The organism is Novosphingobium sp. KACC 22771 (genome assembly GCF_028736195.1).
Taxonomy (GTDB): domain Bacteria; phylum Pseudomonadota; class Alphaproteobacteria; order Sphingomonadales; family Sphingomonadaceae; genus Novosphingobium.
This window is the reverse complement of sequence record NZ_CP117882.1, coordinates 40,728-62,621: the sequence shown is the minus strand read 5'-3', so window position 1 is coordinate 62,621 and position 21,894 is coordinate 40,728. Positions and strand designations below refer to the sequence as shown.

17 protein-coding genes and 1 riboswitch are annotated in these 21,894 nt (G+C 65.3%); of the genes, 5 read left to right on the top strand and 12 right to left on the bottom strand.

What is annotated here, in order from left to right:
- Nucleotides 1-46 precede the first annotated feature (46 nt).
- The 4 genes from PQ467_RS17350 to PQ467_RS17335 all read left to right on the top strand — a co-directional run bounded on the left by PQ467_RS17350 (nt 47) and on the right by PQ467_RS17335 (nt 8,794).
- The gene (locus PQ467_RS17350) at nt 47-2,776 is read left to right on the top strand and encodes a TonB-dependent receptor (protein ID WP_274176788.1); all 2,730 of its coding nucleotides are present in this window, start codon (nt 47-49) and stop codon (nt 2,774-2,776) included.
- A gap of 127 nt (nt 2,777-2,903) precedes the next feature.
- The gene (locus PQ467_RS17345; protein WP_274176787.1) at nt 2,904-5,189 is read left to right on the top strand and encodes an alpha-N-acetylglucosaminidase; all 2,286 of its coding nucleotides are present in this window, start codon (nt 2,904-2,906) and stop codon (nt 5,187-5,189) included.
- Nucleotides 5,186-6,307 (top strand): acyltransferase family protein, encoded by a 1,122-nt coding sequence (locus tag PQ467_RS17340; protein WP_274176786.1) that lies wholly within the window; start codon nt 5,186-5,188, stop codon nt 6,305-6,307. The genes PQ467_RS17345 and PQ467_RS17340 overlap by 4 nt, the downstream gene beginning before the upstream one ends.
- 15 nt (nt 6,308-6,322) lie before the next feature.
- Nucleotides 6,323-8,794 carry a glycosyl hydrolase 115 family protein gene (locus PQ467_RS17335; RefSeq protein ID WP_274176785.1) on the top strand — a complete coding sequence of 824 codons (2,472 nt, stop codon included), beginning with the start codon at nt 6,323-6,325 and terminating at the stop codon, nt 8,792-8,794.
- 45 nt (nt 8,795-8,839) lie between these two features.
- On the opposite strand, the gene PQ467_RS17330 is transcribed toward PQ467_RS17335, so the two are convergent.
- The 12 genes from PQ467_RS17330 to PQ467_RS17275 form a co-directional block, all read right to left on the bottom strand.
- The gene (locus PQ467_RS17330) at nt 8,840-9,946 is read right to left on the bottom strand and encodes an alkaline phosphatase (RefSeq protein ID WP_274176784.1); all 1,107 of its coding nucleotides are present in this window, start codon (nt 9,944-9,946) and stop codon (nt 8,840-8,842) included.
- 140 nt (nt 9,947-10,086) lie between these two features.
- Nucleotides 10,087-10,593, bottom strand: a complete 507-nt coding sequence (gene cobU / locus PQ467_RS17325; RefSeq protein ID WP_274176783.1) for a bifunctional adenosylcobinamide kinase/adenosylcobinamide-phosphate guanylyltransferase — start codon at nt 10,591-10,593, stop codon at nt 10,087-10,089.
- On the bottom strand, nt 10,590-12,041 hold the full coding sequence (locus PQ467_RS17320) for a cobyric acid synthase (RefSeq protein WP_274176782.1): 1,452 nt from the start codon (nt 12,039-12,041) through the stop codon (nt 10,590-10,592). Before PQ467_RS17320 ends, cobU begins: the two co-directional genes overlap by 4 nt.
- Nucleotides 12,029-12,946, bottom strand: a complete 918-nt coding sequence (cbiB, locus tag PQ467_RS17315; RefSeq protein ID WP_274176781.1) for an adenosylcobinamide-phosphate synthase CbiB — start codon at nt 12,944-12,946, stop codon at nt 12,029-12,031. The genes PQ467_RS17320 and cbiB overlap by 13 nt, the downstream gene beginning before the upstream one ends.
- Nucleotides 12,939-13,892, bottom strand: coding sequence for an aminotransferase class I/II-fold pyridoxal phosphate-dependent enzyme (locus tag PQ467_RS17310; protein WP_274176780.1), 954 nt, complete (start codon nt 13,890-13,892; stop codon nt 12,939-12,941). Before PQ467_RS17310 ends, cbiB begins: the two co-directional genes overlap by 8 nt.
- On the bottom strand, nt 13,889-14,584 hold the full coding sequence (locus PQ467_RS17305) for an adenosylcobinamide-GDP ribazoletransferase (RefSeq protein WP_274176779.1): 696 nt from the start codon (nt 14,582-14,584) through the stop codon (nt 13,889-13,891). Before PQ467_RS17305 ends, PQ467_RS17310 begins: the two co-directional genes overlap by 4 nt.
- Nucleotides 14,581-15,123, bottom strand: coding sequence for a histidine phosphatase family protein (locus tag PQ467_RS17300; protein ID WP_337995124.1), 543 nt, complete (start codon nt 15,121-15,123; stop codon nt 14,581-14,583). The genes PQ467_RS17305 and PQ467_RS17300 overlap by 4 nt, the downstream gene beginning before the upstream one ends.
- 8 nt (nt 15,124-15,131) lie before the next feature.
- Nucleotides 15,132-16,178 (bottom strand): nicotinate-nucleotide--dimethylbenzimidazole phosphoribosyltransferase, encoded by a 1,047-nt coding sequence (gene cobT, locus PQ467_RS17295; protein WP_274176777.1) that lies wholly within the window; start codon nt 16,176-16,178, stop codon nt 15,132-15,134.
- Nucleotides 16,175-16,582 (bottom strand): DUF1636 domain-containing protein, encoded by a 408-nt coding sequence (locus PQ467_RS17290; protein WP_274176776.1) that lies wholly within the window; start codon nt 16,580-16,582, stop codon nt 16,175-16,177. The genes cobT and PQ467_RS17290 overlap by 4 nt, the downstream gene beginning before the upstream one ends.
- A gap of 176 nt (nt 16,583-16,758) precedes the next feature.
- A riboswitch (cobalamin riboswitch) is annotated at nt 16,759-16,948 on the bottom strand.
- 92 nt (nt 16,949-17,040) lie between these two features.
- Nucleotides 17,041-18,573 (bottom strand): DHA2 family efflux MFS transporter permease subunit, encoded by a 1,533-nt coding sequence (locus tag PQ467_RS17285; RefSeq protein ID WP_274176775.1) that lies wholly within the window; start codon nt 18,571-18,573, stop codon nt 17,041-17,043.
- A complete protein-coding gene (locus PQ467_RS17280; RefSeq protein WP_274177291.1) occupies nt 18,570-19,676 on the bottom strand; it encodes an HlyD family secretion protein in 1,107 nt (368 codons plus the stop codon). The genes PQ467_RS17285 and PQ467_RS17280 overlap by 4 nt, the downstream gene beginning before the upstream one ends.
- Before the next feature lie 86 nt (nt 19,677-19,762).
- Entirely contained in the window at nt 19,763-21,196 is a 1,434-nt protein-coding gene (locus PQ467_RS17275; protein ID WP_274176774.1) for an efflux transporter outer membrane subunit, read from the bottom strand.
- 98 nt (nt 21,197-21,294) lie between these two features.
- Here PQ467_RS17275 and PQ467_RS17270 point away from each other — a divergent pair, with 98 nt between their 5' ends.
- Entirely contained in the window at nt 21,295-21,888 is a 594-nt protein-coding gene (locus tag PQ467_RS17270; RefSeq protein WP_274176773.1) for a TetR/AcrR family transcriptional regulator, read from the top strand.
- Nucleotides 21,889-21,894: the final 6 nt, after the last annotated feature.

The window sequence follows — 21,894 nt, the reverse complement described above, 5'->3', positions numbered from 1 at the left end:
CCCCCGTGAGGATACAGGGTTCAGCTCAATTGCTTGAGGGGGTTTTATGACGATCTTGCGTGCTTCGCTTGTTTCGCCGCTTTCACGTGTTGCCAAGATGACGATGCTTACCACCTGCGGCGCCTCGGCGCTGATCGTGGCGGGCGCGGCCCATGCCCAGACCGCGCCTGCGGCCCCGGCCGCTGACGCCTCCGACGGCATCGTCGTCACCGGCTTCCGCGCCAGCCTCAAGTCGGCGCTTGACGCCAAGCGCAAGGACACGCGCGTTTCGGACGGCATTTCGTCGGAAGACATCGGCAAGTTCCCGGCCGAAAACATCACCGAATCGATCCAGCGCATTTCCGGCGTCCAGATGTCGAACATCAACGGGCGCGGCGCCACGATCAGCATTCGCGGCCTTGGCCCCCAATATGCGATGACCACGATCAACGGTCAGACCATCAAGAGCGCCGATTTCACCGACGGTTTCCGCTTTGACATCATCCAGACCGAACTGGCCAGCGCCATTCAGGTCATCAAGTCGCCCACCGCCGACATGGACGCGGGCGGCCTTTCGGGCACGGTCAACATCGAAACCACCAAGCCGCTCGATTATCACAAGCGCCAGCTGGTCGTTTCGGCCAAGGCGCAGAATTCGCAATATGCCGGCGGCAAGATCACGCCCAAGGTCGGCGTCAGCTATATTGACCAGTTCCTTGACGGCACGCTGGGCGTCTATGTCAACCTTGGCTATCAGAAGCTGAATGACCGCGCCGACTATATGTGGATGGACCGCTGGACACGCAAGAATATCGGGACGGACACCAACATCCTGACCCCGCGCCGCCCGCGCTATCGCCGTATCGACCGCGAAACCGAGCGCCTGATGGCCAGCGGCGGTCTGCAGTGGCGCCCGTCGGATCGCATCGAGGTGGGCTTCAACGCGATCTATGCCAAGGACAAGACCACCTATGACGTGAACCAGCAGGTCTTCCTCTTTGCGGACGACCCGACCAAAGGCTCGGTCATCACCGTCAATTCCTATGCCAATGGTGCGGCCTCCAATGTGACGGCGACCAATTTCACCATGGAAAACAACCGTCAGCACGAAGACCGCAACCTGACGACCCAGCTTTACACGCTCTCGTCCAAGTGGACGGGCGACAATGGCTGGAGCGGTCGCGCGATTGCCAATTATTCCAAGGGCACCTCGTATCAGCGCGAAGCGGCAGCCATTCTGGGCATCAATATCGCCAGCGCCACGCTGGATATTTCCAACCCCGAGGCGATCAAGTTCAACACCTCCTCGGCGCTGAATTCGGCCTCGACCTATGCGCCCGCCACGCTGACGCGCAACGAATATCCCAACGGCGCCACGCGCAACATGCGCACCACCGAATGGTCGGGTCAGGCTGATCTCTACAAGGAAGTCCACTTCGGCCCGTTCAGCAAGCTGGCCGCCGGCGTCAAGTTCCGCCACGAGACGTTCAACCGCTTTGTCTCGCGCCACGACCTGATCGCGCTGGGTGCGGCCCAGCCTGCTCCCTCGAGCAGCATCTTTCCGGCGATGGCCACCTCGAATTATCCGGTCAGCGGCTTCCTGAACAATGCCTCGGGCATTCCCAATGCGTGGGTTGCGCCGGATCTGGCCGCCTATGACAAGGCGCTGGCCGCCGCGGGCATCACGGTGCCGGAAATCTACGCGCCCGAAGCCTCGTATCACGTCGACCGCTATATGCCTTCGGTCTATGGCCAGGCGACGATTGACACCGAAATCGCCGGGATGCCGCTGCGCGGCAATATCGGCCTGCGCTATGAATACACCACGCAAAAGGTGCAGGGCAATGTGACCGGCCCGCGCAGCGATGGCTACAGCGAAGTTCAGGCCAAGATCGGCGATTACCGTCTGAACCAGAAGTACGGCAACCTGCTGCCCAGCCTGAATCTCGTTCTGGAACCGGCCAAGGCGGTTCAGGTGCGTTTTGCCGCCGCCAAGGTGCTGGTGCGTCCGATTATGGACAGCAACACCTCGATGGCGCAGACTTCGTCCTCCTCGGTCAGCGGTGGCCAGCGCACCTATTCGATCGATCTGGGTCAGGCGGGCCTGAAGGCGCTGACCGCCAATCAGGTCGATCTGGGCGTGGAATGGTATTATGAGCGCAGCAGCGCGATTGCCATCAACGGCTTCTACAAGTGGATCAAGAACGGCACCTACACCTCGCTGATCTGCCCCTCCTCGTTCAACGGCACGGCGCTGGCCAAGAACGCGGCGGGCGATTGCGCGGACAGCGCGGGCAATGCCTATGACATCACCCAGTCGCTCAACGACCCCAGCACGATCAAGATCAAGGGCTATGAAATCAGCCTGAATCACTCGTTCGACAAGATGCTGCCGGTCAAGGGCTTTGGCCTGATCGCCAACTATACCCGCGTGATCCCGCAAAAGCTGGCGGTGGGCACGGGCTATACGGTGCGCAACCTGTCGAAGGTGACGTGGAACGTGACGCCCTATTGGGAAAACCGTTACTTCTCCTTCCGCGCCTCGCTCAACTATCGCAGCGCCTATGACCAGAACAGTGCGGACAGCTTCTTTGCCCGCGAAGGCCACACCGTTCTGGCCCGCACCCAGGTTGACCTGAGCGCCGGATACACGCCCGATGCGCATCTCAGCTTTACCGCAGGCGTCATCAACCTGAACAACAGCCGCGAAAAGGCCAACTACACCGGCACCTCGGTGTGGCAGGAAAGCAGCTTCTACGGCCGCAGCTTCTATGCCTCGGCTTCCTACAAGTTCTAAGATCCTACCCTGACTGTCCGGCGGGGGGAGGGCGATCCGTCGCCCTTCCCTTCGCCGGATTTTTTGTGGCCGGATTTTTTGTGTTTGCCCGCTTGTCCTGCCCGCCTGCACGGAAGAAAACCCCCGTATGTCGATCCTGCAACCCTTGCGTATTTCCAGCCTTGCCATGGCGCTGGCGTTAAGCGGCGCGGCCCAGGCGGCCGATACGCCCGATGTGGCCGCGGCGCGGGCCGCGATCGCGCGCATGGGGGTTCGCGCGCCGCGGGTTGATCTTTCCATCCGCCCCGCCGCCCATCCCACCTATCGTGTGCGCATACGCCATGGCGCGATTGCGGCCACCGGCTCCTCTGCCGTCGCGCTGGTGCATGGCGTGGCGCAGGCCATGGAGGCCAAGGGCAAGCTGCATTTAAGCTGGGAGGGCCGCCGTGCCGCCCCCCTTTCGCGCGGCGACAATTTCGATAGCGGCGAGGTTTCCTCCCCCTTCGACCTGCGCGCCTATCTCAACACCTGCACCTATGGCTATACCACGCCGTGGTGGAACTGGGCCCGGTGGAGCAGCGAGATCGACTGGATGGCAGCGCATGGCGTCGATACGCCGCTGGCCATGGAGGGGCAGGAATATGTCTGGCGCGCGCTTTGGCGCGAGGAAGGCATGGATGAGGCCGCCATCGGGCAAAGCCTTTCCGCCGCGCCCTTTTTGCCGTGGCAGCGGATGGGCAATATCGCGGGCTATCGCGCCCCGCTCTCGCCGGGCTGGATCGAAAAGAAGCATCAGCTTCAGGTGCAAATTCTCAAGCGCATGCGCAGCCTTGGCATGAAGCCGGTGCTGCCCGCCTTTGCCGGCTATGTGCCCGAAGCCTTTGCCAAGGCCCATCCCAAGGCGAAGATTTACAGGATGCGCAGTTGGGAAGGCTTCCCGCCGACCTATTGGCTCGACCCGTCCGATCCCATGTTCGCGCGTCTGGCCAAGCGTTTCATCGAGATTTACAACGCCACCTATGGCGCGGGCGATTATTACCTTGCCGATGCGTTCAACGAAATGGTCCCCCCGATTGCCGAGGACGGATCGGATGCGGCCAATGCCCAATATGGCGATGCCATCGCCAACACCGCCGCCGCCAACACGCAGGCCGAAAAGGTCGCCGCCCTGCCGCCTGCCGTGCGCGATGCGCGTCTGGCCGCCTATGGCGAGAAGCTCTATCATTCGATCACGGCGGCCGCGCCCAAGGCGACTTGGGTGATGCAGGGCTGGCTGTTCGGCGCGGACAAGGCGTTCTGGACGCCCGATGCGGTGCGCGCTTTCCTGTCCAAGGTGCAGGATGAGAAAATGCTGGTGCTCGACATCGGCAATGACCGCTATCCCGGCATCTGGCAGCAGACGCAGGCCTTTTACGGCAAGCAATGGGTTTACGGCTATGTCCATAATTATGGCGGCAGCAACCCGGCCTATGGCGACCTTGGCTTTTACAAAACCGATATCGCAGCGGCGCTGAACCATCCGGGCAAGGGGCATATGGCGGGCTTTGGCCTGTTTCCCGAAGGGCTGCATTCAAACAGCATCGTCTATGCCTATGCCTATGATCTGGCATGGGGGCCAAAGCGTGATCTGGGGGAATGGCTCAAAACCTATACCGCCGCGCGCTATGGCAGCACCTCGCCCGCGCTGGTTTTGGCATGGCAGGGGGCGATTTCGGGCGCCTATCAGACCCGCTACTGGACCCCGCGCTGGTGGAACCAGATGGCGGGCGCCTATCTCTTCTTCAAACGCCCCAGCCTGAGCGGCGCGGATTATCCCGCCGCTCCCGGCGATCCTGTCGCGCTGCGCCGGGGGATTGAGGCGATGCTGGCCGCCGCGCCCGCGCATCCTTCGGCCCTGTTTGCCAAGGACATCGTCGATCTCACGCGCCATTATGCCAGCATGAGACTGGACGACCGGCTGAAAACCGCGCTCTCCGCCTATAAGGCGGGCGATGTGGCAGGCGGCGACCAAGCGCGCGCGCAAATCTCTGATCTGGCCCGCAAGATCGACACGCTGGCCGCCAATCAGCAGGAAACGCTGGCCTCATGGGTGAAGGACGCCCGCGCCTATGGCGACACCCCCGCCGAAAAAGCCGATTATGCGACGCAGGCCAAGGCCATCGTCACCATCTGGGGCGGGACGGGACATCTGTCCGATTATGCCTCGCGCGCATGGTCGGGGCTTTATGCCGACTATTATCTGCCGCGCTGGCAAATGATGCTGGAGGATGCGCGCGCCGCCGCTTTGGCGCATAAGCCGCTGGATGAAGCCACCGCCATCGCCCGCATCCGCGCATGGGAAGAGCAATGGGTGGCCAATGGCAAGGATTACGCCCATGCCGCGCCCACCGATCCCGTCCGCGCCGCCGCGCAAATGCTGAAAGAATTGCCGTGAGTGAACCCGTTAAGCCCCAGCGCTTCATCTCGCTCGATGTGTTTCGCGGGGGCACGATCTTTCTGATGATCCTCGTCAACACGGCGGGGCCGGGCGCACGGGCCTATGAGCAGCTGATCCATGCCAAATGGATCGGCTTCACGCTGGCCGACCTGATCTTTCCCACCTTCCTGTTCGCGATGGGCAATGCAATGAGCTTTGCCATGCGCAGGCCACTGCCCGCCGGGCCCTATCTGGCGCGATTGCTGCGGCGGGGCGCGACCATTTTTGCGCTGGGCTTCCTGATGTACTGGTTTCCCTTTGTGCGCCACACCGATGCTGGCTGGGATCTGATCCCCTTTGCCCAGACCCGCGTGCCGGGCGTGCTGCAAAGGCTGGCCTTGTGCTATGTGCTGGCGGGCGTGATCGTGCGCTGGGCGGACTGGCGGGTGGTGCTGGGGGCCTGCGCGGCGCTTTTGCTGGGCTATTGGGCGATCCTGCTGCATTTCGGCGTTCCGGGCGATGTCTATGGCAAGATGGGCAATGCGGGGACCCGGTTTGACATGTGGCTGCTCTCGCCGGGGCATCTGTATAAAAAGGATGGCGGGTTTGATCCTGAAGGCTTCCTTGGCACGCTGCCTGCTGTGGTCAATGTGCTGGCCGGTTATCTGGCCGGATTGCTGATCCAGCGCGGGGCGGATCTGCGCGATGCTTTGCGCGTGATGCTGATGGCGGGTCTTGGCTGCATCGCGGCGGCCCATGCGTGGGAGCCCTGGTTCCCCATCGCCAAGAAGCTGTGGACCAGCCCTTTTGTCCTGCTGACCACCGGGCTTGACCTGCTGCTGCTGGGCTGGACGATCTGGATCATCGAATTGCGGGGCAAGCAGGGGGGCGTCCGCTTCTTCACCATTCTGGGGCGCAATCCGCTGGCGATCTACCTGTTTTCCGAAATGTTCGTGACCGTGCTCAACATGATCCCGCTGGGCGAGGATGGGGTTTACGACTGGGTCGGCATTCGCCTGTTTCAGGCCGTGGCGCCGGGGGCCTTGGGCTCGCTGCTCTGCGCGCTGGCCTATACGATGGTGTGTTGGGCCGTGGGCTGGTGGATGGACCGTAAAGGCTTGATCCTGAAAGCATAAGGCCGGGAGAGTATCATGAAATTTGCCAAGACTGCCCTGCTGGCCGCCGCCCTGTGCGCGACCAGCCTTTCCAGCCATGCCTGTGCCGGGGATGACGGGATCATCCGCTTTGCCTCGGCCAAGGGCGCTTTCGCGCTGGCGAAACAGGGCCTCATCGCCCCCATCATCGTCGCGCCGGGCGAGCCGATGGCTGTCCGCCACGCCGCGCAGGATCTGGCGCGCGACATGGCGCAGGTGACGGGCCAGACGCCGCAGGTGCTGAACCAGCCTGCCAAAGCCCCCGCCGCCATCATCATCGGCACGCTGGGGCAAAGCCCGATCATCGACGCTTTGGTCAAAAAGCATGCGATCAACCCGGCGGCGCTGAAGGGCAAATGGGAGAGTTTCCTAATCCTCTCGGTCAAAAACCCCCTGCCCGGCCTGCCCCGCGCGCTGGTGGTGGTGGGCAGCGACCGGCGCGGCACGGCCTTTGGCGCCTATGAAGTCTCGCGCGCGATGGGCGTCAATCCGTGGAACTGGTGGGCCGATCTGGCCCCGCGCCATCACGATGCGCTCTATGCCGCGCCCGGCCTGCACCATTTCGGCCCGCCCTCGGTGCGCTATCGCGGCATCTTCGTGAATGACGAGGATTGGGGCCTGTTCCCCTGGGCCGCGCAGACCTTTGACCCGGAATACAAGAACATCGGCCCCAAGACCTATGCCCGCATCTTTGAACTGATGCTGCGGCTGAAAGCCAACACGCTCTGGCCCGCGATGCACAAGACCACGGCGGCCTTCAATGCCGATCCCGCCAATGCGAAACTCGCCGATGATTACGGCATCATCATTGGCTCGTCCCATTCCGAGGTGATGCTGCGCAACAATGTGGGCGAATGGAAGGATGCGCCCGAGGCCTTCAACTATGCCGCCAATCCCGAAAAGATCCGCCTCTATTGGGAGGAGCGGGTGCAGAAAAACGGGGCCTATGAGAACCTCTGGACCATCGGCATGCGCGGCCTGCACGACACCGGCATGGTCGGCACCAGCACGATGGCGGAAAAGGTCGCCCTGCTCGACCGCATCATCAAGGACCAGCGCGCCTTGCTCGACAAGCATGTGGCGGGCGGGGCGGAAAAGGCAGGGCAGATTTTCGTGCCTTACAAGGAGGTGCTCGACATCTACCGCTCGGGTCTGAAGGTGCCGGAGAATGTGTCCATCGTCTGGCCCGACGACAATTTCGGCTATATCCGCCAATTCCCCAGCGAGGCCGAGGCCCATCGTTCGGGCGGGGCGGGCGTCTATTACCATCTGTCCTATCTTGGCTATCCGCTCTCCTATCTCTGGCTGTCCACCACCCCGCCCGCGCTGGTGCGCGAGGAAATGACGCGCGCCTATGACAAGGGCGCGCGCAACATCTGGATCGTCAATGTGGGCGACATCAAGCCCGCCGAGATCGGCACGACCCATTTCCTCGACATGGCGTGGAACATTGAAAAGCACCGGGACGAGAGCCAGCGGGACTATCTGAAAAGCTGGCTTGGCGAGGCTTTCGGGCCGGAATTAGGTGCGCAGGCGAGCGCGATGATGGATGAATATTTCCGCCTCAATTTCGCCCGCCGTCCCGAACATCTCGAATGGCCCGCCAAGGGCGAGGACCGCCACCTTTCGGACTTTACCGTGGCCGAGGCGCATGACCGCCTGCGCCGCTGGCGCGCTCTGGCCGCGCAGGCCAAGGCCTTGGCGGCGCAAGTCCCGGCCGACAGGCAGGACGCGTGGTTCGAACTGGTCGAATTCCCGATCCGCGCAGCCTCCGCAGCCAATATCCGCTATTTCGCGGCGGAATATTATGACGAAATGATCGAAGTCATCCCCGCCGAAGCCTATTCCGCAGGCGGCGCGATGGCATGGGCCGATGAAGAGATCGCGGCCATTACCGAGCGCTACAACAATGCCATCGCGGGCGGCAAATGGCGCAACATCATGCCCGCCGAACCCGCGGACCCGCAATGGCGCATCTATCGCCCGCGCCCGCTGGTCACGCCCGCGCCCTCGCTGCGCAGCGCGCCGGATCGCTTCTTCGCCCGGGTCGATGCCACACCTACGCCGTCATCTCCGGGGATCGAGGCCGGCGACATCCCCGCCAAGGGCTGGCGCAAGGTGGAAGGTATGGGGCGCGGCCATGGCGTGATGATCGCCGATGCGCAGGGCGCGCCATGGACGGCCAATTTCACGCTGGCGCCGGGCCAGGGCGGGGTAACGCTGGGCCTCCTGCCGATGTTCCCCGATGGCGATGATCGCGAATTGAAGGTCGAGGTCAGCATCGACGGCGGCGCCCCCATCGCCATCGCCGTGCCGCGCCAGGTGGGCAGCCCAGGCTGGGTGACGGGGGTGCTCGCCAATCTGCTGCGGGTGCCGGTGCCCGGATCCTTGACGCCGGGGGCGCACCGGATCGCCATTACCGCGCGCAGCGGGGGTATCGCGCTCGACCGGTTGATCTTCGCGCCGTAAATATCGCGGCGCATGGAGGCTTTGGGGCCCCCATGCGCCACCCGATCACTTGTCCTTCTTCCACCCCATCGCGGCCATCATCACATCAAACAGGCGCGTGTTGGGCAGAAAACCGTGCACCCGATTGGCCCCCGGTCCGCTGGCGGCGGCCAGGACTTCCTCGCCGGTATGGGTGTCCACCACGCTGATGACGGGGTTGGTGGCGATTGTCGAACCCGGCTTGGCGGCGGCTTCGGCGTATTGCTGGGCCATGGGCGCGCCCCGCTTGCCGCTGTTCATGCGCAGGCCGAAACTGTGGTCGGCGGTGAACAGGATCAGCGTGTCCTTGCCCGCAATCGCGCTGATGCGGCGGACCATATCGTCCATCTCGGCGGCATGGCGCAGGCCCTTTTGCGGATCGTCGGTGTGCATGTCCCATTCGACCATCAGGAAATAGCCCTTGGGATTGCGCGACAATTGACGCAGCGTGGCCTCGACGGCGGGGATCGGGGCGTAATCCTCATCGCGCAGCACCGCCGCACGGCCCTTGCCCTCCACTGTCGCCGGATCGGCGCCGAAACGATAGCCCGCCTTGGCAAAGGCCTGCTCGGCGGTCACTCCGTCCTTGGCAAAGGAGGCCTCCGCATCGCTGCGCCCCTTGCCGATCAGGACATCGACGCCATCGCCAAACCGGGGCGCCAGCATCTGGCGAAAGATCTGGTCCTTGTCCTTGCGCGAGGGGACATGGGCAAAAGTGGCCGCAGGCGTCGCGTCCCAGATCGGCATGTTGGTGACCACGCCGGTCGAAAGGCCGCGCTGCTCGGCATATTCAAGGAAGCTCTTGACCGGCACATTGGCACCATTGGCATCGGGCAGAACCGAGAGCATGCCGTTGTTGGTCTTGTGGCCGGTGATGATGGCGGTCATCCCGGCGGCCGAATCCGTCACCCAATTGTTAAGCGAGGACGTGTCGGACAGCGCAATGTCGGGCATGGATTGGATATAGAGAGATTGCGGCCGGTCATGCGCCATGATGCCTGCGGCATTGAGCGTGGGAATCCCGCCCGCATCGCCCAGAAACAGAATGACATTGCGCGCCTGTTGCGCCGAGGCCGGAGCCGCCGCCAGCAAGGCGCCCGCCGCCGCCATCATCCCGATGGACCCGAATTTCATCAAACCAACCCCTTTTCCAATCTAGGCCATTTCCGGGATCAGCGCGAAGCCATCGCCGGATCGGCGATAGGGATATGACAGATATATGACCATTACAAGACATAAGCCAAACCAGAAGTCCGGCCCATCGCATGGCAATCTCACGCAGGTTTGAGCACCAACGGCAGACCTGCCGCGACAAAAACCACTTCGTCCGCCACCGTGGCAAGCCTTTGATTGAGCCAGCCCGCCGCATCGCGAAAGCGCCGAGCCAGCGCATTGTCCGGCACGATGCCCAGCCCCACCTCATTGGCGATGAGCGCCACCGGCACGCGGCACCGGACCAAGGCCGCGCAGAGCGCCTCGCCCGCCGCATCGCCATCCCGATCGGCCAGCAACAGATTCGACACCCACAGCGTCAGGCAATCCACCAGCACCGCGCCATCCTGCACCGCCGCAATCGCGCCCGGCAGATCGAGCGGCGCCTCCACCGTGCGCCAGCGTGGCCCCCGGTCGGCCTGATGCCGGGCGATCCGGTCGGCCATTTCGGCATCAAACGCCTGCGCCGTGGCGATATAGGTCAAGGGCCCGGCTAAGCTCTCGATCCGCGCCTGTCCATAGCGGCTCTTGCCCGAACGCGCGCCGCCGAGGATGAGCAAAGACCTCACGCCGCCCCCCGCGCCAAGGCGATCAGCCCGTCCATGTCCAGATGCTCCTCCAAGGCGGCGGCCACAGCATCGAGCGCCGCATCAACCCCGGCGGCATAATCGCCGCCGTCCGATGCCGCCCCCAACCGCGCCAGCAAGGCCCCGCGCAAAGCCGTCGAGCCCAGCAATCCATGACAATAGGTGCCCATCACCCGCCCATCCGCGCTGATCGCCCCGTCCCCCTGCCCATCGTCAAACCGGGCAAAGCTCCGCGCCGCGCCGCCCGTCCGGCCCATATGCATCTCATATCCGGCAAAATCCGCGCCCAGCGCGCGACCCTGCACCTGCCGCAACATCTTGCTTTCGCCCAGCACCGTGGAGACATCGAGCAGGCCCAGCCCCGCCGCCTCGCCGGGCGCGCCCTCAACGCCCAAAGGATCGGCAATGCTGCGCCCCAGCATCTGATAGCCGCCGCAAATGCCCAAAACCGCGCCTCCCCGCCGATGATGGGCCAGAATATCAATATCCCACTCCTGCGCCCGGATCGCGGCCAGATCGGCCAGCGTCGCCTTGGATCCGGGCAGGACGATCAGCCCCGCCTCGGCCGGGATCGGCGTGCCGGGCGGGATCATCACCACCTCGACCCCGCTCTCCATTTTCAGCGGATCAAGATCGTCGAAATTGGCAATGCGCGGCAGGATCGGACAGGCCACGATCAGCCGGTCGCCCCCCATGCGCCGCCCCTTTTCCAGCACCACCGCATCCTCGCTGGGCAATCGGACCACATCGCCCAGCCATGGCACCAGCCCAAACCCGCGCCAGCCCGAAAGTTGTTCGATGGCGGCATAACCATCGGCAAACAAAGCCGGATCGCCACGAAACTTGTTGATGATAAAGCCATGGATCATCGCAACATCTTCGGGCGCCATCACCGCCCGCGTCCCCACCACCGAGGCGATCACCCCGCCCCGGTCAATATCGCCCACCAGGACCACCGGCACACCCGCCGCGCGGGCAAACCCCATATTGGCAATGTCGCCCTCCCGCAGGTTGATTTCGGCGGGCGATCCCGCGCCCTCGACCACCACGATGTCGCATTGGCCCTGCAACCGGGCAAAACTCTCCAGCACCTCGGGCAACAGCCCCCGCCGCCCCTCCCGGAAATTGCCCGACCCCAGCGTGCCGCGCACCCGCCCATGGACCACCAGTTGCGAGGTGCGATCAGCCTGCGGTTTCAACAAAACCGGGTTCATATCGGTATGCAGCGCCGCCCGCGCGGCCAGCGCCTGCAGCGCCTGCGCCCGCCCGATTTCGCCGCCATCGACGGTGACGGCGGCATTGTTCGACATATTCTGCGGCTTGAAGGGCATGACGCGCAGGCCCCGATTGCTCAGCGCCCGGCAGATCCCGGCCACCAGCACCGATTTGCCGACATCCGACCCTGTGCCTTGCAGCATTACAGCAGCCATAGAGCCCCCACGCTAAGCACCACCAAAGCGCAGGCCCGCCGGTAAAGCGTTAACGCCCGCCCCAGATCCGCCCAGCGCGCACGCGGCCCCTGCCCGATCCACGCTTTCTCGCGCAGGACGCCGTCATAGCGGATCGGCCCGGCCAGACGCACGCCCAGCGCGCCCGCCATCGCCGCCTCGCTCCACCCCGCATTGGGCGAGGCGTGGCGCCTGCAATCACGCCACATGATCCGCCACCCGCCGCCCACCAGACAAATCGCCACCCCGGCCAAACGCGCCGGGATCCAATTGGCCAGATCATCGGCCCGGGCCGCCGCCCAGCCGAAATCGCGCAATTCCGGCTCGGGATGACCGATCAGACTGTCGGCCGTATTCAAGGCCTTATAGGCCCAGACGCCCGGCAGGCCCGCCACCAGCAGCCAGAATAACGGAGCCAGCACCCCATCGCAAAAACTCTCGGCCAGACTTTCGATGGCCGCGCGCGCCACGCCATCGGGTTGGAGATCGTCGGTATCGCGCCCGACGATCATCGCCACCGCCCGCCGCGCCGCGCCCAGATCACACATGCGCAGCGCCCGCCAGACGGCGCGCGCATGGTCATCCAGACTGCGCATCGCCAGCGCGGGCCAGGTCATCGCCGCCACCCACAGCCAGGAGCCCGGCAAAACCAGCGCCACGCGCTGCAACATCCAGCCGCCGCCGCCCGCCACGATCAGCAGCAGCGCCACCGTGGCCACGCCGCCCATGCGCCGCACCGCCGCCGGGCCGCGATTGCCGATACGCTCGGCGCCCTTGATGATCCGGGCAAACAGACCGACCGGATGGCCCACCCGGCGATACAGCCAGCCCGGCCATCCCACCACCAATTCGATCAGGACCGCCACCAATACCGCCGGATCAACCATCACTCAGAGCCTTTTGCAAACGCGCCCAATCGGCCTGCGCCTCCGGAATGCCCAGACGCAGCCAGCGCGGATTGTAATCAAACGGCCGGGTCAGGATGCGATGCCGGGCCAGCCGGTCAAACAGGCCAGGCGCGTCCGCGATCAGGCGGAAATGCGGGCAATCCCCCAAGGCCGCAAAACCATGCGCCGCCAGCAGAGCATCCATCCGCCCCGCCCGCGCCGCCAGATCGCGCCGCGCCCCGGCAATCCACCCCGCATCGCGATAGGCCGCCGCACCCGCCGTCAAGGCCCCCGCACCCAGCGGCCAATCGCCCAGAAGGGCGCGCAGCATGGTGAGCACCGGCTCTGGCCCCAGCACGAAGCCAAGGCGCAGGCCCGCAAGGCCAAAGAATTTGCCAAACGAGCGCAGCACGATCAGCCGGGACCAATCGCCTACGCGCCCCGCCACCGAAACCTCTGGCGTGGCATCGGCAAAGGCCTCGTCCACGATCAGCCAGCCATCGCGCGCGGCCAGATCCTCGTGCCATCGCCGCAATTGTGCGATAGGCGTGACCCCCCCATCGGGATTGTTCGGATTGGCCAGCAGAAGGGCCCGTCGCTCCCCCGACCCATCCGCCGCCGCGCCATCGGGAAAAGCCGCCGCATGGGTGCGATAGGCGGGCCAGCGATAGGCCCCCGCCCCCACCCATTGACCGATCAGGCGCAGCGCCATCTCGCTGCCCGGCACAGCGCAGCAATATGCGGGCGAAACGCCGAAATGGGCCGCCGCCGCCGCTTCCAGCTCGGCCAAAGCCCCGCGTTCGGGCAGGCGTTGCCAGTCGGCGTCAATCGCGCCGGGCCATGGCACGGGGTTGATCCCGGTGGAAAGGTCGAGCCAATCATCGCCGCCGAAATGCGCCGCCGCCGCCGCCAGCGCGCCGCCGTGGTGGGTAAACGCCCCGCTCATCGCGCGCAGACCATGGCAAGCAGCAGCGCGGTTTCGACCAGTTCGATTCCTGCGCCATGGCCATCGCCCGAAATGCCGCCGATCCGCCGCCTGATCCACAGCGCCCAAAGCGCGATGGCCAAAGCCGCCACCGCCAGCCACAGCGCAAAGGGCAAGGCGAGCGCCAGCAAGCCGCCCCAAACCGCCACATGCCCCCAGCCCACGCCATCGCGAAACAGCGTGCCCAAGCCTTCATGCAGCGGGGGCAGCACCAGCGTCCAGACCAAAGGCCCCACCCGCGCCGCCACCGGAATCAGCCAAATCGCATCGCCCGCATCATGGAGCAGCACCAGCTTGGCCAGCATTTGCAGAACGATGGCCACCACGCCAAAGCTGCCGATATGGGGGTCGGACAAGACAGCCTTTATCCGAGCCGGATCCTTATGCGCGGCCCCGGCCGCATCGGCCATATCGCCCAGCCCGTCGAGGTGGAGCGCACCCGTCATCCCCACCCACGCCGCCAGCCCCCCCAGCGCGCCCAGCCAAAGATCGACCCGCCCCAACGCCCAGACCGCCCCGGCCACGCATCCGCCCACCACCAGTCCGGCGGCAGGAAACCAGCGCATCGCCTTGGCAAAATCCGCCCGATCCGCCTCGATGGCGGGCAAGGGCAGGCGCGTCATGAATTGCAGCGCGAGGATCAGATGCTTCACGCGGCGAGCCCAGTTACCTGCGCCCCATCGGCCCACAGCCGAAGGCTGATCCGCGCGGCATAGGGCAGGTCGAAGGCCCATGTCTGGCGATAGGACAGGCCCAGCAAGAGGCCCAGCGCCGCACGTATCGGCCCGGCATGGGCAATCACCAGCGCATCCTCATGGATCGCCGCCAGCGCCTGCGCCACGCGGGCTTGCATGGCCCCCCAGCTTTCGCCGCCGGGGGGAGGATTGGCCTGCGGATCATCCCAGAAGGGGTGGATCGCCGCGCCCAGATCGGCGGGATCCTGCCCCTCCCACGCCCCGAAATCCAGCTCGCGCCAACGCGGGTCGATGGTCAGCGCCAGCCCCCGGTCCTGCGCGATCCCCTCGCCAGCGATGCGCGCGCGCGACAGGTCCGAGGCGATCAATTGGGCCGCCGCCAAACCTTGCGCGCGCGCACGACAGGCGATCAGGCCTTCGGGCACAGGCGTCGCATCGCTGTGCCCATAGAGCCGCCCCGCCCCTTCCACCGCGCCATGACGGATCAGGTGGAGCATCCGCGCCTTCACAGCGCCCCAGCCATTTGTGGGCCCGCCACTTGGGGTCCGGCCACTTGGGCCTGCGCAAAGGTGGCCATTTCGGCATGGGCCGCCAAGGCGCTGCGCACCAGTGGCGCGGCGACCGCCGCCCCGCTACCCTCGCCCAGACGCATGGCCAGATGCAGCAGCGGATCAAGGCCAAGGCGCGCCAGCAGGCGGGCATGACCCGCTTCGGCCGAGCAATGGGCGGCCAAACAATGCGCGGTGATGCCGGGCGTCGTCGCCGCGATCGGCGCAATGGCGGCGCAAGCGATAAAGCCATCGAGCAGCACGGGAATCCGCAGAAGCCGCGCCGCGACAATCGCGCCAGCCATCGCGGCAATCTCGCGACCGCCCAACCGGCGCAGCGCCTCGAACGGATCGTCGGCCTCACGCCCGTGAAGCGCCAGCGCCGCATCGACCACGGCGACCTTGCGCGCCACGCCCGGTTCATCCAGCCCCGTGCCGCGCCCGGCCCATGCGGCACCGCCCCCGCCAAAGGCATGAGCGCACAGCGCAGCAGCAGGCGTGGTGTTGCCGATCCCCATCTCGCCCACGAACAACAGGTCGGCATTCGGATCGACCGCGCCTGCCCCGGCGTTCAGCGCGGCAAGGCATTCCTCCTCGCTCATTGCCGGGGCCTGCGTGATGTCCTGCGTCGGGCGGTGGAGATCAAGCGGCACAATCGTCAGATGCGCCCCGCAGGCCCGCGCCAGAGCATTGATCGCCGCGCCGCCCTGATGAAAATTGCCCACCATTTGGGCCGTCACCTCGGGCGGATAGGCGCTGACGCCGCGCGCCGCCACGCCATGATTGCCCGCAAAGACAATGCCCTGAAGGTGATCGAGCGCGGGAATTTCGCACGCCGACCACCCGGCCATGAACAGGGCGATCTCCTCCAGACGGCCCAGCGATCCGGCAGGCTTGGTCAATTGCGCCTGTCGCGAGGCGGCGGCGGCAATGGCCCCCGCATCCGCCACCGGCAGAGACGAAAGCGCGGCGAGAAAGTCCGCTGGCCCAGCAAACGCAATCATGCGACGACAAAGCCTTCGGGCGGGGTGCGGGTTATGAAATGGCCTTTCACGCCTGCGGGCCATTGGCGATAGGGCACCTGCCCATGCTCGCTGGCGGCATGCAGCGCGGCATAGTCGAGGATCGCGCGGGCCGACTCGCCATCGGGCGCGAAATCGCCCAGCACATAGCCGATCCGCCCCGGCGCGCGGATCTGGACCACGCAGTGGCGCTGACACGCGAAGAGGCAGGGCATTTCCTCAACAGCGATATTCGCCATCGCCGGATCATCCTGCCGGGCCTGATGCAGGGCCTGCGCCAGCAAGGCGCCGCCGCGGCGGCCCTCTTCATCCTCACGCGCATCGGCCGAAACCCGGCATGTCGAACAGACCACCACGCATGGCCCCTGATCCACCGCGCGCAGCATTACCGGAAATCCGCATATAATTCGGGCATGTCTTTATCCCTCGGCCAGACGTTCACGCCCCGCCCGATGCGCGCCCGGCGACATGCAAACGCATCCCGCCCGGAAAGCCCATCCGGCAGAGCCACAATGTCGCTGTTCGAGGAAAACCCCGTCCGCGCCGCACACCCTGTCGGAGCGAAAAACGACGGCGTCAGGCAGGTCTCCTGGCTCGCGGGTCAATGCCGGTTCGGCCGCCTTCTCAAAGGGTTTCCCCCTCAATGGCATCGGGCCGATGGCTATCCGCTCACAGTTGCAGGGGCAGCCCGGGTCTTGAACCCGTGTTCCCTTTTGATCCCCTCGCGGGGAACCTGTCGCTTGGGGCCGTGGGTATCGGGCGCGCGTGCAAAGGTCAAGCCAGGGTCACATGGAAAAGGGGCCGGAAATCTCCGGCCCCTTCCGATCTGCGATGCCTTTATGCGTCAATGCGCGGCGGCGGTATCGATTGGCCCCTTGGGCTTTGGCACCAGCCAGACGATCATGGCGGCGGCCACAAAACAGACCGCGATGATCGCGAAGATATGCACCGTGGCCACCATCACGCTCTGCCCCTGAACCAGTTGGGTCAGCGAGGCGATGGCGCCTTCATTGCTCTGTCCGCCATCGACCATGCCGTCGATGGTGGCCTGCCCCTGCGGCATCGCCCCGGCAATCGCGCTCTGTGCGCGGGTGGCCTCGTTTTCCCATCCCGTCTGCACCAGCGAGGTGGCAAAGGCCCCCGCCACGGTCCGCATAAAATTGGACACGCCCGCCGCATTGGCTTCCTCGCCCGGATCGACGCTGGCCATGGCCAGACCGATGGTGGGGATGAAGAACATCACCATGAAAGGCCCGGTCATCAAGGTAGGCAGAGCCGCCTGCCAGAAGGTGACGTCGCTGTTGAAACTGGTGCGCCATGCGGCAAGCCCCGCCAGCCCCATGATGCCGGTGAAGATGATCTTGCGCGGGTCATATTTGGCGGCCAACTGGCCGACAATCGGGGCGGAGAGCACCGCGAACACGCCCATGACGCCCGTGGCATAGCCCGCCCATGTGGCCGTATAGCCAAGATTCTGCTGCAACCACAAAGGCAGGATGACGACGGTGGCGAAAAACGCGCCAAAGCCCACCGAATAGGTCAGCGCCGAGGCCGTGAAGCCGCGATGGCGGAAAATGCGCAGGTCAACAATCGGGTTCTTTTCTGTCAGTTCCCAGATCAGGAAGCAGGCAAAACCGATCGCCGCAATCACCGCCAGCGCCTGAATTTCCACCGAGGCGAACCAGTCATGGTTGCGCCCTTCATCGAGCAGAATCTGGAGCGCGCCAACCCAGACGATGAGGAGGCCGAGGCCCACCTTGTCGATGGGCGCCTTGACGATATCATCGCGCCGACCGCGCAGCAGCGCCATCAGCAGCAGACCGCCGACCGTGGCCACCGGCACACCGATGAAAAAGATCGAGGGCCACCCCACATTGTCGCACAAGGTTCCGCCCAGCACCGGCCCGACAATCGGCCCGATCAGCGTGGTCATCGCCCAGATCACCGTGCCCAGAACCTGCTTTTCAGGCGGCAAAAGGCGCATCATCAAGGTCTGCGCCAGAGGCATGATCGGCCCCCCGCACAGGCCCAATGCCACCCGGCAGGCCACCAGCATGCCCAGCGAGGTGGACATGCCGCAAAGCGCCGACAGGCCCGCAAAGGCCAGATAGCAGAAGATGAACACCCGCTGCGCCCCGAACCGGCCCGCAAGCCAGCCGGTCAGCGGCACCGTGATCGCCTCGGCCACGGCATAGGAGGTGATCACCCAGCTGCCCTGCGAGGCCGAGACGCCCAGCGACCCGGCGATGGTGGGCACCGAGACATTGGCGATGGTGGTGTCGAGCACCACCAGGAAATTGCCCAGCGCAATGAACAGCACCACCAGCCATAATTGCGCCCCCTCCAGGGGCCGGTCAGGAGAGGTGGCCTTGATCATTTCGACACGTCAATATCGGCCGTCATCGACAGGCCCACGCGCAAGGGATGCGCGGCCAGTTCTTTCGGATCAAGCGCCACGCGGACGGGCAGGCGCTGAACCACCTTGATCCAGTTGCCCGTGGCGTTCTGGGCCGGAACCACGGCAAAGGCCGCGCCCGTGCCCCCCGAAAAGCCCACGACCTTGCCGTGATACTTGACCGAGGAGCCATAAAGGTCGCTGGTCAGCGTCACGCTCTGGCCGGGGCGCACTTTGGAAAGCTGGACTTCCTTGTAATTGGCATCAACATAGGCGGCATTCACCGGCACGACCGACAGCAGGCTCTTGCCCGGATCGGCGCGCTGGCCCACCTGCACCGTGCGGCGTGCAACCACGCCGTCAAAGGGCGCGCGGATGATCGTGCGTTCCAGATCGACCCTGGCCTGATCGCGCGTGGCGCGGGCGGCCAGCACTTCGGGGTTGGTTTCGGGCGTGGTGTTCTCGATCAGCACGCGGTTGGCCTCGCGCGTGCCATTGGCGGCCTGGCGATTGGCCCCGGCCAGCGCCACGGCGGCCTCGGCGGCGCGCAGATTGGCGGTGGCCGTGGCCAGAGCGCTGCGCGCCACGGTCAGTTCCTCGCCCGACACCGAGCCGGAGGCGGCCAGCGCCTCGCGGCGCTTCATATCCACGCTCGCCTTTTCCAGATCGGCGCGGGCGGCGGTCAGGCTGGCGGCGGCGCGGGTCTCATCGGCGGCGCGCGCGGCAATCTGGGCGCCAAGGCCAAGGTCGGTGGCCGAAAGCCCCTTCACCCGCCGCTCGGTCAGCGCCAGATTGGCCTCGGCCTTGGCCAAAGCGATGCGCGCATCGGTATCGTCGAGCCGCACCAGCACATCGCCCTTTTTCACGCCTTGCGTGTCGGACACCAGCACGTCGCGCACCGGGGCAGACACTTGCGCAGTGATCTGGGCCACGTCGGCGCCGACATAGGCATTGTCGGTTTCAACATGGTTTGACGCGAACAGCACATCATAGGCGCCATAGGCCAGCGCGACAGCGGCAATGCCCACGCCCAGCCGGATGAACATCTGTTTGCGCTTAGCCTTGGTGGCGGCATCGTCCTGCATGTCTTGCGTTTGCACATCAGGCTCCACGTCATGGTCACGGATACGGGCAATGGTCGAAGTCTTGGAGGTCATGGCGTGAAACTCCTTCAGGCCTGAAAGCCGCCGCCCAGCGCGCGCACCAGCGCGACATCAAGGGCGAAAGCACGTGTTTGGAGAGCAGCCGTGGCACGGCGGGCGGCAATCAGGGAATCCTCGGCCACCAGCACATCGAGCACCGTGGCCAGACCGCCGCGATAGCGGTTGTTGGCAACATTCCACGCCGACTGGGCGGCGGCCTGCGCGGCCTGCGCGCTCGACAGGCGGCGGGTCAGTTCCTGACGGCTGGTGGCCGCATCGGCAATATCCTGAAGCGCATGGACCAGCGTGCCGTCATATTGGGCAACGGCCAGCGCATAGTCAGCCTCGGCGCCGTGCTTGCGCGCCGACAGACGCCCGCCGTCAAAGATGGGCAGACTGACCGCCGGACCGACCGAGCCATATTCCGACCCCGATTTGACCAGATTGGACAGGCCCAAAGATTGCAGGCCGATCAACGCCGACAGGTTGATGTTGGGATAGAAGGCGGCCCGGGCGACCCTGATGCGTTCCCCGGCGGCCTCGGCCCGCGCGCGGGCGGCCACCATATCGGGGCGGCGGCCCAGCAATTGCGCGGGGATGTTTTCGGGCAGGCCGGGGCTGGCCAGATGGGCCACGGCGGGGCGAGCAATCGACAGGCCGCGATCCGGCCCGGCGCCGACCAGCGCGGCAAGGCGGTGGCGGCCCAGCGTGATCTGTTCATCAATCGCGGCCAGATCGCCCTGCGCGCTGGCCAGATTGGCGCGGGCGCGGGCCACGGCGCCTTCATTTTCCAGCCCCTGATCGCGGCGCTGCTCGATCAGAGCCAGCGTCTGGGCGCGGATCTTGGCGGCTTCTTGTGCAGCGTCCTGCTCGGCATAGGTTGCGGCCAGATCGGCATAGGCCGTGGCAATCCCGGTCGAAACCGCCAGACGCGCAGCGGCCGCCTCGGCCTCTGCGGCCGCGCGATCCGCCTTGGCGGCGCGCAGGGCGGCGCGGTTCTTGCCCCAGAAGTCGATTTCCCAATTGAGGTTGATCGACGCCTGCCCCGTCTCGCGCCAGCCCTTGGGGGCAAAGGCGGCGGGGAAGAGATAGTTGTAGCTCTGTTTGGCCGAGCCCGCATCCGCGTTGCCCGACAGTGTGGGCAGCAAAGCACCGCGCGCATCGCCCACCGTGGCGGCAGCGGCGGCATAGCGCGCCTGGGCCACGCGCAGATCGGTTGCGCCCTGCATCCCCTCGGCAATCAACGCCGAGAGTTGATCATCACCGTAAGCCCGCCACCAGCCATCGACCGGCCATTGGCCTTGCGTGTCGGCCAGGCTCTGGCTGGCGGCGAGCGATTGGGGGGCCTTGGGCGCCGGGGACGGGAGGGGGGTGGCGCCCAAGGCAGGCGTGGCCAGCAGGCTGCCCGCCAAAAGCGTCAGGGCTGCTGTGGGGTGCCACGCCGGGGGGAGGAAGCGACTCATCTGCTCACCTTTAAAACCATACTGAACGGTTCAGTTATCGATTTTGCTTGCCACGTCAAGAGAAAACTGTACAGGTCGGTCTAGAAAAGAGAGGACACATGCGGCAGAAATCTGATTCCCGCCGCCAATGCATTCTGGAAGCAGCCACAAGCCTGTTTCGCGAAGTCGGTTTCGGTCGGGCCAGCATGGCCCAGATCTCCGCGCGTGTTGGCGGTTCAAAAGCTACTCTTTACAGCTACTTCTCATCCAAGGAGGAGCTGTTTGCCACGGCCATGATCGACGCCATGCAGGAGCAGGGCCACGCCATGATCGACCAGTTGGACCCGGAAGAAACCGATGTCCGCAAGGTGCTCATGCGCTTCGGCGAGGCCTATGTCAGCCTGATCACCAGTTGTCAGGCGATGTCCATCGTCCGCACCGCCATTGCCGAGAGCGCCAATGGCAGCAATTTGGGCGCCACGCTTTATCGCCTCGGCCCCAAACAGGGATGGTGCGATATTGCTACTTATATCGCCGCCGCGATGGAGCGGGGCAACCTGTCCAAAGGGGACCCCCATAAGGTTGCCATGCATCTCAAGGGCTTGCTGGAGGGCGGCATTCTGGTGCCGATGCTGTTTGGCGTGGAGCCCGAACTGGACACCAAGACCATGGTGGCGGATGCGGTGGATGCTTTCCTGCGCGCCTATGGCTAGCAGCGG

Bases quoted from the DNA above. Each gene is read 5' to 3' on its own strand.
- PQ467_RS17350 (WP_274176788.1), top strand. From the start codon at position 47: ATGACGATCTTGCGTGCTTCGCTTGTTTCGCCGCTTTCACGTGTTGCC.
- PQ467_RS17345 (WP_274176787.1), top strand. From the start codon at position 2,904: ATGTCGATCCTGCAACCCTTGCGTATTTCCAGCCTTGCCATGGCGCTG.
- PQ467_RS17335 (WP_274176785.1), top strand. From the start codon at position 6,323: ATGAAATTTGCCAAGACTGCCCTGCTGGCCGCCGCCCTGTGCGCGACC.
- PQ467_RS17330 (WP_274176784.1), bottom strand. From the start codon at position 9,946: ATGAAATTCGGGTCCATCGGGATGATGGCGGCGGCGGGCGCCTTGCTG.
- PQ467_RS17320 (WP_274176782.1), bottom strand. From the start codon at position 12,041: ATGGCTGCTGTAATGCTGCAAGGCACAGGGTCGGATGTCGGCAAATCG.
- cbiB (WP_274176781.1), bottom strand. From the start codon at position 12,946: ATGGTTGATCCGGCGGTATTGGTGGCGGTCCTGATCGAATTGGTGGTG.
- PQ467_RS17310 (WP_274176780.1), bottom strand. From the start codon at position 13,892: ATGAGCGGGGCGTTTACCCACCACGGCGGCGCGCTGGCGGCGGCGGCG.
- PQ467_RS17300 (WP_337995124.1), bottom strand. From the start codon at position 15,123: ATGCTCCACCTGATCCGTCATGGCGCGGTGGAAGGGGCGGGGCGGCTC.
- cobT (WP_274176777.1), bottom strand. From the start codon at position 16,178: ATGATTGCGTTTGCTGGGCCAGCGGACTTTCTCGCCGCGCTTTCGTCT.
- PQ467_RS17290 (WP_274176776.1), bottom strand. From the start codon at position 16,582: ATGCTGCGCGCGGTGGATCAGGGGCCATGCGTGGTGGTCTGTTCGACA.
- PQ467_RS17285 (WP_274176775.1), bottom strand. From the start codon at position 18,573: ATGATCAAGGCCACCTCTCCTGACCGGCCCCTGGAGGGGGCGCAATTA.
- PQ467_RS17280 (WP_274177291.1), bottom strand. From the start codon at position 19,676: ATGCAGGACGATGCCGCCACCAAGGCTAAGCGCAAACAGATGTTCATC.
- PQ467_RS17275 (WP_274176774.1), bottom strand. From the start codon at position 21,196: ATGAGTCGCTTCCTCCCCCCGGCGTGGCACCCCACAGCAGCCCTGACG.
- PQ467_RS17270 (WP_274176773.1), top strand. From the start codon at position 21,295: ATGCGGCAGAAATCTGATTCCCGCCGCCAATGCATTCTGGAAGCAGCC.